The 13,673-nt window shown below is 47.2% G+C and carries 10 protein-coding genes and 1 pseudogene; 5 read left to right on the forward strand and 6 right to left on the reverse strand.

Annotated elements, in window-relative coordinates:
* On the forward strand, positions 1-582 hold a 582-nt coding region (locus tag J0895_RS20410; protein ID WP_207089836.1), incomplete at its 5' end, for a hypothetical protein.
* On the opposite strand, the gene J0895_RS20415 is transcribed toward J0895_RS20410, so the two are convergent.
* Positions 574-825: a hypothetical protein gene (locus J0895_RS20415; RefSeq protein ID WP_207089837.1), complete on the reverse strand. Its 252-nt coding sequence runs from the start codon at positions 823-825 to the stop codon at positions 574-576. The two genes, J0895_RS20410 and J0895_RS20415, sit on opposite strands and share 9 nt — an antisense overlap.
* Before the next feature lie 158 nt (positions 826-983).
* Between J0895_RS20415 and J0895_RS20420 the strand changes: the two genes are divergently transcribed.
* The 3 genes from J0895_RS20420 (at position 984) to J0895_RS20430 (ending at position 5,597) form a co-directional block, all read left to right on the forward strand.
* The gene (locus J0895_RS20420) at positions 984-1,535 is read left to right on the forward strand and encodes a porin family protein (RefSeq protein WP_207089838.1); all 552 of its coding nucleotides are present in this window, start codon (positions 984-986) and stop codon (positions 1,533-1,535) included.
* 1,379 nt (positions 1,536-2,914) lie between these two features.
* A complete protein-coding gene (locus J0895_RS20425; RefSeq protein ID WP_242541461.1) occupies positions 2,915-4,798 on the forward strand; it encodes a sensor histidine kinase in 1,884 nt (627 codons plus the stop codon).
* 646 nt (positions 4,799-5,444) lie between these two features.
* On the forward strand, positions 5,445-5,597 hold the full coding sequence (locus J0895_RS20430; RefSeq protein ID WP_207089840.1) for a hypothetical protein: 153 nt from the start codon (positions 5,445-5,447) through the stop codon (positions 5,595-5,597).
* A 50-nt stretch (positions 5,598-5,647) separates the two neighbouring features.
* On the opposite strand, the gene J0895_RS20435 is transcribed toward J0895_RS20430, so the two are convergent.
* Positions 5,648-5,809 (reverse strand): hypothetical protein, encoded by a 162-nt coding sequence (locus tag J0895_RS20435; protein ID WP_207089841.1) that lies wholly within the window; start codon positions 5,807-5,809, stop codon positions 5,648-5,650.
* A 266-nt stretch (positions 5,810-6,075) separates the two neighbouring features.
* Here J0895_RS20435 and J0895_RS20440 point away from each other — a divergent pair, with 266 nt between their 5' ends.
* Complete coding sequence (locus J0895_RS20440; RefSeq protein ID WP_207089842.1) at positions 6,076-7,974, forward strand: sensor histidine kinase; 1,899 nt, start codon at positions 6,076-6,078, stop codon at positions 7,972-7,974.
* Between the two features lie 149 nt (positions 7,975-8,123).
* Here the strand turns inward: J0895_RS20440 and J0895_RS20445 are convergent, their stop codons facing one another.
* The 4 genes and pseudogenes from J0895_RS20445 to J0895_RS20460 all read right to left on the reverse strand — a co-directional run.
* Complete coding sequence (locus J0895_RS20445; protein WP_207089843.1) at positions 8,124-11,282, reverse strand: DEAD/DEAH box helicase; 3,159 nt, start codon at positions 11,280-11,282, stop codon at positions 8,124-8,126.
* 514 nt (positions 11,283-11,796) lie between these two features.
* Complete coding sequence (locus tag J0895_RS20450) at positions 11,797-12,162, reverse strand: aspartyl protease (RefSeq protein ID WP_207089844.1); 366 nt, start codon at positions 12,160-12,162, stop codon at positions 11,797-11,799.
* Positions 12,159-12,476 carry a hypothetical protein gene (locus tag J0895_RS20455; protein ID WP_207089845.1) on the reverse strand — a complete coding sequence of 106 codons (318 nt, stop codon included), beginning with the start codon at positions 12,474-12,476 and terminating at the stop codon, positions 12,159-12,161. The genes J0895_RS20450 and J0895_RS20455 overlap by 4 nt, the downstream gene beginning before the upstream one ends.
* Positions 12,477-13,112: 636 nt before the next feature.
* Positions 13,113-13,673, reverse strand: a pseudogene (locus J0895_RS20460) (DUF1156 domain-containing protein); the annotation flags it as partial.

The following is a 13,673-nucleotide window of genomic DNA, read 5'->3' on the forward strand; positions in this document are numbered from 1 at the left end:
CAATATCGTCAAACTGGGATTTGTGACTATCCGGTATTAGAAGGAATTGCCTATCGCGCTCACCAAGGTACTCTATTTTTGCCGGAACAACAACAATTGATTTCTGATGAAATTGACCGGACTTTGGATGATATCTACAAAGCGGTTTCGGCTTTGGAATATAAGTTCTGTGATTTACAGAAATTTGTGGCCATGAGCGACCCGGAAATTATGCAGAAGACTTTAAAGGTGGAAATGCTGATGAAGTCGGATTTAAAGTTGCTGTTTAAAGCCCTGCATTATTTATTGGATAAAGCTCATAAATATGCTGTGTCTAATTACGGCCAGTGGGAGTATTTAGAGAGTGATGATGCAGAAAAATCCCGGAAATTAATTAAGCAGATTGTGAAAATCAGAACAGCGCTGAATAAAGAAGCTCATGTCAACTGGGTGATGAGCAAACCGACGGAATTCGGACGGAGCAAAGCTTGTCAACGAGTCCGGCAGAAATTAGATTTATTGCCGGGATATTGTTATGAGTTGGGTTACATTACTCAGCAAAAACTGCTGGATAAAGTGATGGTCAATCGTCCTTCAGTTTAAGCGCGGGGTTTCGGAGTTTTGATCCGGATGGGTCGGTTGAGTTGATGTGGGTAACTCTACCGACTTTTTTTTAGTGAGAGAATTCTCTCCTGGATGCGATCGCATCTGGAAAGGACTGAAATCGAATCCACTTGTTCCAGTTGACTTGCCAGTTTGGGGACTGTCTGAATTACCGGGATTTTGCCCGGTGATACATGGGGGCGATCGCCCGGTTACGGTTTGACTTAAATCCTTACAGCGCAAGCTGATTTCGCTCTAGTTTTGGGAAATAGGTTGGGAAATAACCCGACGGTGTAACAGTCACTTTAAATACTTCCACATCCCCTCCCCAGTCTATGACAATCACCCCCTACAGTCAAAGTATCAAAGGTTGTCAAGTCTTTATTCACCAACCGACTCTTATGAAACGAATTCTTCAGTCTGTTGTCACTCTGTCTGCTTTGTCTGTTGTGATGATCATCCCTGCACTCCTCTCCAGCAGTGCCGCTCATGCCGAAGGGTTACAAACCCTCACCGGCAAGCAAGGAATGGCGGGTAACTATATCGGTGCGGGTCTCAGTGGTAACGTTCACAACTGGGATGAGGGACAAGGCAGTGAAAGCTATGGCGGTAACGTCCAAGGTCGTTATCAAGTTCCGAATTCTGCCTTATCAGTGCGCGGATCTGCCTTGATTAATAATAATGCGGCAGCATTGGTCCCGATGTTATCTCTCGATGTACCTGTGACGAATAACGCCAACTTATACTTGGGAGGCGGTTATTCCTTCATCACCGAACGCGGTCAACAAACGGCTCTGGGTAACCAAGATGCCTTAACGCTTGCCACGGGAGTGGAGGCAGTTGTTCAGGATAATATCGTGCTGTTTGGGGATGCCAAAGTTGCGTTTGATGCTTATCGCAATACGGATCAAGCCGCTTTTAGCCTACTGGTGGGCGCGGGTTATCGTTTCTAATGTTGCCCCGATTTGGGCGGAGTGTGGTGTGGCACTCGGTTAAATAATCAGTGAGAAAGAGCAGTCGGGTGGGTTATACCTCCTCGACTGCTTTTTTATGGGCAATTTCAGGAGTCCTAGCGCATCAAACAGGATAGGTTATACCTGAGATATTGCACCATTCTTAGTAAACCGCACAGTCCGGGGGGGTTTAAATCTCCGCCTAATCGCTCAAGTCGGTTAAAACCCGACTAAAAACATGAACCCATAAGATTTCAGCACGATTTTCAACTCAGGCGGGGGTTTAAACCATAGCCCTGTCAAGGTGATAAATTTGATGACGAAAAATTGTGATTTCATGTAGGGGCGCAATGCGCAGGCCCTGAATTTGTAGGGGCGCATTGCGCCCCTACAAATACACCTTGACAGGGCTACGGACAAGCAACCCCCACGACTCACGAACCGATTCAGTCATCAGAGGAATTTGAAAAAGCCTTTGAAGAATTGGGTCGGGCCTTTACCGTCTATTGGACCTGGAAAGCGACGGCTTTGCTCGATCGCCAGCCTACGGACTCCAGATGCCATGACACCCCCCACCGAACCTCTAATTATTTCATGACTCAGAGCAACCCCTCTATTCTGTGGGGGGTTACTTTGAGCGACCTGATGGTGGGGCGTTGCCTTTGAAACTTGAGCATTAGTCTTCCAAATCTGAAGAAACTGTTTATAAAATGTAAATAAATATAACAAATTGACGTTAAAGCTGTCAAATTCGCTTATAACCATTCGCAAGGGTGTCAATCGAAGTCGAGCAATAAAAGGTAAAAAAGTTCATAAAAAGAATAGCGGAATCCGGGAAACGAGCGTGACTTCAGTCCTGAGAGGTCCGCGACACGGCGAATTCATTCGCCTTCTATCTTGTGCTAAAATTAAGCGGTGAGTAAGAAAAATCAACTATGTGTTGAACCATTCCTAGTACGGCGAAATTCCGGCTACTTAGTACGGGGCTAGATACCCAACACAAAAAGAGCAAGTAATAGCAGGGTGGGGAGCGTACCGAATTTTGGCTTTGTGTTGAACTCCGAAAGCAACTAAAGACAGATAAGTAAGCGTAATGGCAGCGTCGCGAGACAGTTGTTTTGAGCGAAAGCGAGGCACCTTGACAATGCCTTTGAAGATTGCTTCGGTGGTCTATTCAAGAATCTCAGTGGCGTTGACTCCCTGAGAGTGTCAAAATAGAGACAATTCAAGCCCTACACTGTTTGTCTTGACCCCAAGACATTCCTAGGTGGGGTCTAGGCGGATCTAAACAAATCATTTTCATGGGAAAATTCATCGGAAAAAACCGGTCACTGACTACCCAACTTACAGTCTCTGTCACGACTTTAACCCTGGTCGCGATGGCGACTATTACAGCGATCTCAATTTGGAGTCAGCAACAGACTCTGCGTAGACAACTCGAACGACAAGCCGATCAGTTACTGGAGGCAATCTCCATTAGTGTGGGCGATGCGTTGACCGGAGGAAACGAACAGTTTTTGGAAACCCTTGTAGAGGAGAACCAGCGACGAGAAATCGCACTTTCTACGCGGATTTATCAAACCGACGGACAAGTCATCGCGGAGGATTCTCCCCAGGTGGGAGAATCCTCTGAGGGAGAACCCTTGGTGGGGCAACTGCTAGAGACGAATCGAACTCTATTTCGTTGGCAGGATAAGCGTTTGATTGCGGGGAAAGCGGTCATCGTAGAAGGCAGCCCAGTCGCTGCCGTGCGGATTGAGCTGTCTACGGCCCTGTTAGATCAGAAAATGTTTGTGGCGATCGCGACGGGACTTCTAGCGATTCTGGTCACCGGGTTGGTAGCCGTGATTATGGCGCGAAAGCTGGCCCAGTCGATTACCGGACCTTTGTACCAGTTGGGTTCTGCCACGGAAGGGATTGCGGAAGGGGACTTTACCCAAACCATTGAAATTCCGGCTTACGAGGAAATCGGCCTGCTGACTCACTCGTTCAACACCATGAGCGATCGCCTCCGAGAGCTATTTGAAAACATGGCCGATCGCACGGCGGATCTGCATCAAAGCGAAGCTAAAAATGTGGCCTTACTCATGGCCATTCCCGATTTGATGTTTGGATTCAGCGAAGATGGCACTTTTATTGATTACAAAGGAGGAAGAGGGGATACAATCTTAAAACCCCAAGGGGAATTGTTACAAAAAAGCGTGGAATTGGTTTTTCCGCCAGAACTGGCCGATCTTTATTTAAAATACGTTAATAGCACCTTACAAACTAGGGAAATTCAGGTTTTTGAATATGAGTGGTTTATCAACGGCAAGCGTCGCCATTTTGAAGCGCGATTTGCGGTCTGTGGGCAAGATGAAGTGCTCGCTATTGTTCGGGATATTACCGAAGGTAAATTAGCTCAATTTGAATTGCAACAAGCCAAGGAAGCCGCCGAAGCTGCGAATTATGCCAAAAATGTATTTTTAGCGAACATGAGTCACGAGCTGAGAACTCCCTTAAATGCGATTATTGGTTATACGGATTTGTTGCAGGAAGAGGCGGAAGAGTTGGGCTATGAAGATTTTATTTCCGACTTAGAAAAAATCAGACAAGCCGGAAAAAATCTGATGGGAATTATCAGCGATGTTCTGGATATTTCTAAGTTAGAAGCGGGGAAAATGACGTTATGCTTAGAAACTTTTGATATTTCTACGTTGCTGTTAGAAGTGCAAACAACAGTTTTGCCGTTAGTTCAGAAAAATGGCAATAACATTGAAATCCAATGCCCGCGCAATATGGGCAGTATGTATGCCGATCGCACCAAGGTTAAGCAGGTGTTGTTAAATCTGCTGAGTAATGCGGCCAAATTTACCGAATCCGGGATGATTTCTATGTCCGTTAAAAAGATTAGAAAGGAAAAAACAGCGCAGGATCAGCCAACTCAATCTCCCCCGCAATCTGCTGCTGACTCTTCCACCGAATCTGAGCCAGTCAACGCGACGGAATATGTGATTTTTCGGGTGAAGGATACGGGAATCGGCATCACCCCGGAACAGAAGCAGCATATCTTTAATGCGTTTGCCCAAGCTGACCCCTCGACAACGCGCAAATATGGAGGGACGGGTTTAGGGTTGGCGATCGGTCAACGGTTTTGCAAGTTGATGGGGGGTAAGATTTTTGTGGACAGTCTGGCTGATGGCGGATCGACCTTCACCGTCTGTCTCCCGGTGATGGTCAAACCTCCCAAGAATATATCCTGGTCGGTAGAAAAGTATAATTAAGCTGAGGGGGGTTGGGGAGATATAGCAGATCCTAAATCCGTTGTGGAATGCCCTCACCCCCAACATAAGGCGGCCCAAAGGGGGAGAGGGGAGCTATATATGTCATAAATTATTTAGGATTGCTATAGATCAAGGGACTCTAGGGGAGAACTGCCTCGCCTTTGAGGGGGATGGCAATAAGATTCTATCGGGTGCAAAACAACACAGTGTTCCCGGCTATGCGATCGCCTCTGATGTAGAGATCCGGTGCGAGGTTTTGAGGGCGATCGCCCTCATCCTGAATCTCCGCATCACCCCAATCTCTCCTGTGGATTTTACTGAGGGACCCCTACCCCTTACCCCCAGTTTTCGGGGGGAACTCCTCCGAAAAGGTTGCATCGGGTTTCCGTCATCTGGCAGCATTTTCACCCTCTTCCTGGTGCGAGTTTTCAGGATTGGTATGCAGACTGGACCGTTTTTTCACTGAAATCGCTTGAGTTTTTGTAAAATTTTTTCTGGACTATCAAAAAAAAACCGTAAAATTACTGAGGGATTCAACAACTCGACATCGGGTCCAAGGGATTTGGTAGAATGATCGAGTAACTTAAGTATTTTGCATCGGATTGACTTAAAAGGGCAGTCAATCCGATGGGAGCCAGGGTAATCGGTGAGTATAACTAGCGGTGGCGCTCAAGCGCTCATTGAGTGGCGATCGCGCATCTATGCCCATTTTGATTCAGGGACTCTCAATCAACCGAACCCGGATCTCTCGCCGAGGGCATTGGTGGGCGATCATTTCATAATACCATTGAGTTCTTAATCCACCATCGCTGTGCCAACCCAAACCGTAAGCTCATGTTCAAAACCAACTTAAGAACAATCGCGCAGGTGAGTGCGATCGCCACGGCAATCAATAGGGGTTGTCAATCCATACCCGCATCGTCCCAAGACCTCTCCCCATCCAGTTTCACGACGCTCCCGAGGACCGACGGCGATCGTCCCATTCTCCTGAATGGGATCAATCCTTCCCACCTCGATATAGCGCTTCCTGAACTCATGAGGTACAGAAATTTAGAGCAGCACAAACATCTTACTCGCTATTGTCCCAAGCGAGCAAGATGCTCCCACTCCAAAAACGCAGCTCATACCTGTGGGAAACGCTATATACTCGACGGCAAGAAGTTCCTAGCTCGACTCCCCCAGTTTGCAGAAACTATCCCAATTGATAGATTGCCTCCAGCTCAAGCTCAGGTCAAGATGCCGGAGTTATATGCAAGGGCACAAGATAGGTGAGTGGCATGGTTATCTTTAACAGGAAAAAAGGGCTTTCCCTTGCCAGCAAACTAGCGTTAGCCATGACCACGTTCGCGATTCTCACCGTGGGGAGCGTCACCGGGCTTTTCCTTCGCCGTACACAACAAAACTTTCGCAGCGAGCTCGAAAATCAAGCCGAAATTGTCCTGACCACCTTAGCTGTCACCACCGCTCATGCTCTCCAGAACCAACAGGCTGACTTTTTAGAAGAAATCCTCGAACAACTCGGGAGTGAGCAAATTTTGGTACTCGGGCGCATCTATGCAGCAGATGGACGAATTGTGGCCGATATCTATAGCGATGATATTTGGCGCTACAATACCGAACCCGATGCCTTTGGCGTGATTCTGGTTAATAGTAACCAGACCGTCTTTGAATGGCAACGCGATCGCCTGATTGCCGGAAAAGTAGTCACCCGTGAGGACCAACTCCTAGGAGCCGTCAGCGTTGGCCTCTCCACTGCCGAATTGTGGGAAAAAATGGCAGCGATTCGCAATCAAGGCATCCTCGCCGCCTTGAGCGCCTCCCTAGCGGGCACCCTCTTCGCCTTGTTGCTGGCGCGTTCCATCACCCGCCCTTTACAGGAAATGACCGCCGCCACTGAGCGCCTCGCCGAAGGGGACCTGGATCAAACCATCGTTGTCGGCAGCCATGACGAGCTTTTTCTGCTGGCAGAATCCTTTAACAGCATGACCGAGCAACTCAAAGCCTCGATCGCCACCCTAGAGGAACGTGCGGAAGCCCTGCACCAAAGTGAATCGAAAAATCGCGCCCTTTTAGAGGCCATTCCCGATTTAATGTTGCAATTTAGTCAAGATGGGACTTTCATGGACTTTAAGGGGGGAAGAGGCGATACCCTCCTGCGACCGGCTGGAGAATTATTAACTCAAAATCTCGACAGTATTTTACCTCCAGGATTAGCCCGTCTGTATTTAGAATATGTCCATATTGCCCTAGAAACCGATGATATTCAGGTATTTGAATATGATTGGTTTATTAATGAAACTCGCCGTTATTTTGAGGTCCGCATGGTCGTCAGCGGTCATCAACAAGTCTTGGCAATTATTCGGGATATTACGGCGAATAAATTAACTCAATTAGAATTAGAACAGGCCAAGGAAGCAGCGGAAGCGGCGAGTCATGCTAAAAGTATGTTTTTAGCCACCATGAGTCACGAGTTGCGAACTCCTCTGAATGCGATTCTTGGGTATAGTGACCTGTTGCGGGATCAAGCTCAGGAAGATGGATTAGAGGAATTTATCTCGGATTTAGACCAAATTCATCAATCCGGTTTGAATTTGCTGACCATTATTAGTGATATTTTGGATATTTCTAAAATTGAATCCGGTCATACCAAGCTTTATTTAGAACGGTTTAATATGACGGCACTGATTGCCGAAGTGCAAAGTAATACCCACTTATCAATTCTGAAAAATAGCAATCAACTAGAGGTTAAATATGGGGATGAACTGGGGACCATGACTGGCGATCGCAGCAAGGTTAAACAGGTGCTGCTCAACCTCCTCAGTAATGCCGCTAAGTTTACCCAAAATGGTCAAATCACCTTTTCTGTGGAACGAATTGAGGCAGTTATCCCCAATGGAGAACCGGACTCGAATTCTGATGCAGGAATCTTTTTGTTTACAGTTACGGATACGGGGATTGGCATGACTCCCGAACAAATTGAGAAAATATTTCAGCCTTTTGTTCAAGCGGATGAGAAATATACCCGCAAATATGGGGGGACGGGTTTAGGGTTGGCGATCGGTAGGAATTTCTGTCAAATGATGGGCGGCAGTATTAGGGTGGAAAGTCAGCCCGGAGTCGGGTCTAGTTTCACTTGCCGCCTTCCTGTAGTAGTGCACAAACCGGAGGAGGCGTAGAGGGAAAAAGAGAGGGAAGAAGAGGGGGAAGAAGAGGGGGAAGAAGAGGGGGAAGAAGAGGGGGAAGAAGAGGGGGAAGAAGAGGGTTTGGAGACCAAACCCCTACATTAGGGAAGGGAAGGGAAGAAGAGGGTTTGGAGACCAAACCCCTACATTAGGGAAGGAGTAGAGGACATATATCTCACAATCTCCTCAAGCAGGGTTTGAAAGAGGGGATTTCCAAAGTTTAAGAAGTATAACGAGGGCTTTTCTTCATACACCTGGGGTGAAAAAGTGACGAGATAGGAATGGGATTGATAATGCATTTCAAATATACCCTCAGAAATGGGTTGAAATTCGATTCCAATTTGTTTAAAAATTTGGGAATTTATCCATAAAAATTGGATATTTTCGGGTATAATAGGACTTAAAGGTAAAGGCTTATTAATCTCTTTTAGGTCGGATTCTACATCGATTTCTACCATTTCATCGAGGGCGGGACGTAAGGGCGGCGCTTCTAAAACGGTCTCGAATTCACTCAGCATCACCCCTTCTTCTTCGGGGTCAGCACTCATGACGGCCCGTTCGATGAAGGTGGGAACGCGGGCTAAAATGGGTTGGAGATTGCCGACAATGGTTTGGAAGGCATTGATGCGATCGCGCAGTTTTTTATAAACTTTGGCCTCCACTGTCCCATCATAATAAAAGTTATGAATTCTCACCGTTTCATACCGTTGGCCGATGCGGTCTAACCGGCCAATTCTTTGTTCTACGCGCATCGGATTCCAGGGCATATCATAGTTAATTAAGACGCCGCAGGTTTGCAGGTTTAGCCCTTCCGAGGCGGATTCGGTACAGAGTAAAATTTTGATAATTCCTTCTCGAAATTGGGATTTAATTTGCTCTTTGGGAAAGGTTTTCCAGGTTTCCGACTGGTAAAGTTCGCCGCCGCGTCCAGAATAGCAGGCGACTTGGGACCCATATAATTGCTGTAAGGCAGTTCGCAAATAGTCCATTGTGTCGGTGTATTGGGTAAAGACGATCGCACTTTCTCGCTGGTTGAGTTCCTGGCGCAAAATTGTGATAAAATAAGACAGTTTGCTATCATCGCCGGTATTTTCAAATTGGCGGAGTAAGTTTTTTAAATAGGCGATTTCTTCCGGGTCCGTTTGTTCAAAATAGGACTCCATTCCTTCTAAAATGGCATCCTCGGCATCGTCTAAATCGTTGAGGTCATCTGGGGTAAAACTGATGCCATCGAGTCGGCGTTGCAAGGATTCACGGATGGCATAAAAGGAACTGGTGAGGCGTTTGCGGTAGAGAGTCATGAGAAATCCTAACGCTTTGCGGTTGTCTTTTTGGGCGAGGTTATAAAAGTGGCGAACATAGTCACTGACAGCGCAATAGAGAGGGATTTCCCGATCGCCTTCTAAGACGATCGCATGATCCTGAACTTCTCGTTGGGGAATATCTCGATCCAACAATCCTCGGCGATAATATTGGCGCAAGGTATCGCGAGTGTGGCGAAACATCAAATCTTTGAGGGGAGTATTGATGGTTAAATATTGGCGAGAAGCGGCGAGAAAGGGTTCGTCTTCGGTATAATGTTTAGCATTGACGATCGCCTTGCCGTTTTTCCAGATATCCTGGAGTTTGTACGCCATGAGGCGATCGCTTTTTTGTAGGTAGTCTTGGAATCGGTCACAAGGGGAACCGCCTTCCTGGATATAACTGACTGCCATTTGTTGCCAGAATTCTAAAGTTTGGCGATTGGGTTTGTCCGAAAGGGAGGCAAAATACTCGCAAAAGTTCTCGGAATAGGACCAATGTCCCTGTAATCCCAACAGATGTAATAAATCGAAAACTTCCACGGCATCGATTTGCATTGGCGTGGCAGAGAGTAACAGCAGGGAACGAGTTTTTGTTTTCAATTGCTGCATTAATTGCAACAGACGATTAGGGGTTTCTTTGCGATTTTGGGGACTTTGGCGACGGGCATGATGTGCTTCATCTAAGACGACTAAATCCCAGGGTTCTGCTGCCAACAGTTCCGCCATGCGATCGCTGCGGCGAACCAGATGGGAGGAGGCGATCGCTAAGTTTTGAGTATTCCAAGGATTTGCCGAAGTGGGCACAGTGGCGGAGGATAAGCGGGAGTCAGCGGGAATGAATTGCCCTTGTTGATAACTCCAAAAATGTAAGTTAAATTTTTCTCTAAGTTCTTCATGCCATTGAGGTTGAATACTGGCAGGGGCTAAAATTAAAATCCGTTGGGCTTTTTTGCTAACCAGTAAATAGCGTAAAATCAATCCAGTTTCGATGGTTTTGCCTAACCCCACCTCATCAGCAATCAGAAAATTTTGGGGGAACTTTTCCGCAAATCGACGGAGAATTTTAAGTTGATGGGGCCAAGGTTGAATCGGGATAGATTTCAGACAAAAATCCAGACAACCGGGAGAATCATGTAAATTTAATAAGGTTTGGAATGCTTGCCATTCTGCCTCTAACTCCGTCTCTGGAATTGCCGGAGGTGACGGTTGAGACATCACGGGTTCTGAAGTTGGCGATGGGGATAAGGGTCGAGTATCAAATTCGGTTTGTGGCGTCCAAGTTGGCGGGGAGTCGGGACTGTAGTGGAGGAGTTTATTTTTGACTGCTTCGGGGATGTCAAAAACCCTGACATTCGGGGATAAATCGTTCCACAATTGCTCAAATCGGAAGATTTCCTCATCGACTCGTTCCAAGTCCCGTCCCCCTTCCCAGCAACAATAAACATGGAAGGATTCGATGTTATTTTCCCAACCAGCGAGGGATTCATTATTGGACCCGCTAAAGGCGATTTTTTGCCCTTGTTTGTCGAGTAAGATGCCAACTTTTTCATGAAAGAGATGATGGCGATCGCAAACGGTATGGGGGTCTTCGGGAATGCCAGTCGTTTTGAGAGGAACGGCGATTTTAATATCGAGATAGAGGTTTTGAATTAACCAACTAAGAATTTGAAAATGTTTGAGTTGGGCGAAGTTTTCTGGGGGAGTTAATTCCGTATCCAAACGGAAGGCGATCGCATCTCGGAGGGCGTAACCTTCCTGAATTGCTGCTAAATCCTGGGGGCTAAATTGACAGCCCATAATCAAGCGAATGCGTCCCTGATTTTGTAGCATCGCCCCCAGTCCCCGCGCCACTTTACTGAGAATAGCGCTATTAAAAAATCCCGACTTGCGATCGTACTGAGTCGCGCATTCTAAAGCGGGGATATAAAAATCTGCGATCGGGTTGTTTTCATTGCTGGAATAACTAATCCGCCATTCTTTATCTTGAAAGTTCATCATTCCCCCTAAATTGTGTCATAAAATTATATTAAATTAGCCCGCATAAAATCTTAAAACTTCTTCTCCACCTCCGGTCCCCTCCCCTTGGCAAGGGGAGGGTTAGGGAGGGGTCTGCACGTTAATCATTCACCCAGAATCTTGACGGTTTCTCACCTTTAATTCCGGGAACCCCACCCAACCCTCCCCTTGCCAAGGGGAGGGCTTTCGGACTCCTAACCGGGGAACCCCACCCAACCCTCCCCTTGCTAAGGGGGAGGGCTTTCGGACTCCTAATTCCGGGAACCCCACCCAACCCGGACCTTGCTAAGGGGGAGGGCTTTCGGACTCCTAACCGGGGAACCCCACCCAACCCGGACCTTGCCAAGGGGAGGGCTTTCGGACTCCTAACCGGGGAACCCCACCCAACCCGGACCTTGCTAAGGGGAGGGCTTTCGGACTCCTAACCGGGGAACCCCACCCAACCCGGACCTTGCTAAGGGGGAGGGCTTTCGGACTCCTAACTTTTTATAAAAAATTATTCTAATGTTAAAACTTGCTCTCTAAAATCGGCAACTAAGCGTTTAAGTCTTAGCCATTTTACCCCCAGTAACACCTCCTCAATTTCATCTCCTCCCAAAGCTCTAATTATCAACTCCTCCCTATCTATCAATACAATTCCCTGATAAATGTTAAAATTCCTCAAACCGCCAGCAGTTTGCATTCGTTTTCGACTCTTTGTCGGAACCCAACCCAAGTCCAAAGCATCTTCATTATTCAGTAAAAGCCAATCCGTGAATCCCGTATCTAAGATAGCAGAAACGGAGATTAATTCTTCATCTGCCGCAATTAAACCGATTTGAAAAAGTAACTCCCCCTTAAGGTTAAATCTCCCAGAAATCATACTCGCCCACAAACTCCCGTCTCATTAATACAGAGAATGAGACAAGGTGCATCCGGATGTTTCGCTTGGGCTTGTTTTTCAGCTTCTACTTCGTCGGCATCAATGAAATAGTCTCCGCTTTTGGGTTCAATCACCATGAACCAATTGTAATAGTCGTCAATTAAAGCGGGTTTGACTTGTTCAAAAATCGCCTGACAGTCTGCATCAAACTGTTTCATTTCTTCTTGACGTTTAGCCTTTTCTTCCCCACTCCGGGACTGTTGGGGAAAGGCCCGATTTTGACGAAGACTATTGCTTTCCGATAGCTGGCTCATCTTAGATTTAAGTCGGATTAACGATTAAGTTAATATAGCATATCTGCCCAGAAAATAGGGTTTTTCATTCTCGATTAAATCAACCCTGATTTTTGCCAATTTTCTGCATTTAATTCCTGTTCCGGTCCCCTCCCCTTGGCAAGGGGAGGGTTAGGGTGGGGTCTGCACGTTAATCATTCACCCAGAATTTTGACTGTTTCTCACCTTTAATTCCGGGAACCCCACCCAAAGAAGCCCCTTGCTAAGGGGAGGGCTTTCGGACTCCGGTCCCCTCCCCTTGGCAAGGGGAGGGTTAGGGTGGGGTCTGCACGTTAATCATTCACCCAGAATTTTGACTGTTTCTAACCTTTAACTCCGGGAACCCCACCCAAAGAAGCCCCTTGCTAAGGGGAGGGCTTTCGGACTCCTAACTCCGGGAACCCCACCCAACCCACCTCCGGTCCCCTCCCCTTGGCAAGGGGAGGGTTAGGGTGGGGTCTGCACGTTAATCATTCACCCAGAATTTTGACGGTTTCTAACCTTTAACTCCGGGAACCCCACCCAAAGAAGCCCCTTGCTAAGGGGAGGGCTTTCGGACTCCGGTCCCCGGACCTTGGCAAGGGGAGGGTTAGGGTGGGGTCCCCTGAATCCTGCTAGCTACCCTAAATCTAAACTCATCTGTCCCCCTTCTAACGTCATCTCCAATTGTTCATAAACCACCTTTGCTTTAATCTCATCCATTGATAACCACAAATTTAACAACGATTTCTCCTCCGGTATCCGTTTCTTCTCATCTCCCAGACGCGGAATTACTTTTAAGGCGACCTCGATCGCCCGCATGAAGGTATCGTTACTCGTGAGGGCTGTTGTCTTCATGAATTGCCGGACTAATTGGATATTTTCCTCCTCCTCATAAAGGGCGATAATCGCGTGAATTCCATCTACTAAATAGGTGAGGGAAAACTCTTGGGGGTCTGTTGAAAAAGCGCGTTTTTTGAGTCGTTGTTGCGGGGTGAGGAGTTTGCAAGTGCCACTGGCGGAGTCGAGGAGTTTGTAGGTTTTGCTTAAATCGTAGACGTTGAAACCCCCGATCGCCAATGCTAACTGTCTCGCTTCATCAAAGGGGAACTCTCGGGCGCGAAAGGCATCCCAGGCGAGGAGATACCACTGGGTGAGAGGGTCAAATCCAGCGGTATCGGTTTTCACCAGTTTGCGGAA

This window comes from Phormidium pseudopriestleyi FRX01 (genome assembly GCF_017313335.1).
Classification (GTDB): domain Bacteria; phylum Cyanobacteriota; class Cyanobacteriia; order Cyanobacteriales; family Laspinemataceae; genus Laspinema; species Laspinema pseudopriestleyi.

What these genes read in the sequence shown, in the direction of transcription:
- J0895_RS20420 (WP_207089838.1), top strand. Translation starts at nt 984, where the DNA reads ATGAAACGAATTCTTCAGTCTGTTGTCACTCTGTCTGCTTTGTCTGTT.
- J0895_RS20425 (WP_242541461.1), top strand. Translation starts at nt 2,915, where the DNA reads ATGGCGACTATTACAGCGATCTCAATTTGGAGTCAGCAACAGACTCTG.
- J0895_RS20440 (WP_207089842.1), top strand. Translation starts at nt 6,076, where the DNA reads ATGGTTATCTTTAACAGGAAAAAAGGGCTTTCCCTTGCCAGCAAACTA.
- J0895_RS20445 (WP_207089843.1), bottom strand. Translation starts at nt 11,282, where the DNA reads ATGATGAACTTTCAAGATAAAGAATGGCGGATTAGTTATTCCAGCAAT.
- J0895_RS20450 (WP_207089844.1), bottom strand. Translation starts at nt 12,162, where the DNA reads ATGATTTCTGGGAGATTTAACCTTAAGGGGGAGTTACTTTTTCAAATC.
- J0895_RS20455 (WP_207089845.1), bottom strand. Translation starts at nt 12,476, where the DNA reads ATGAGCCAGCTATCGGAAAGCAATAGTCTTCGTCAAAATCGGGCCTTT.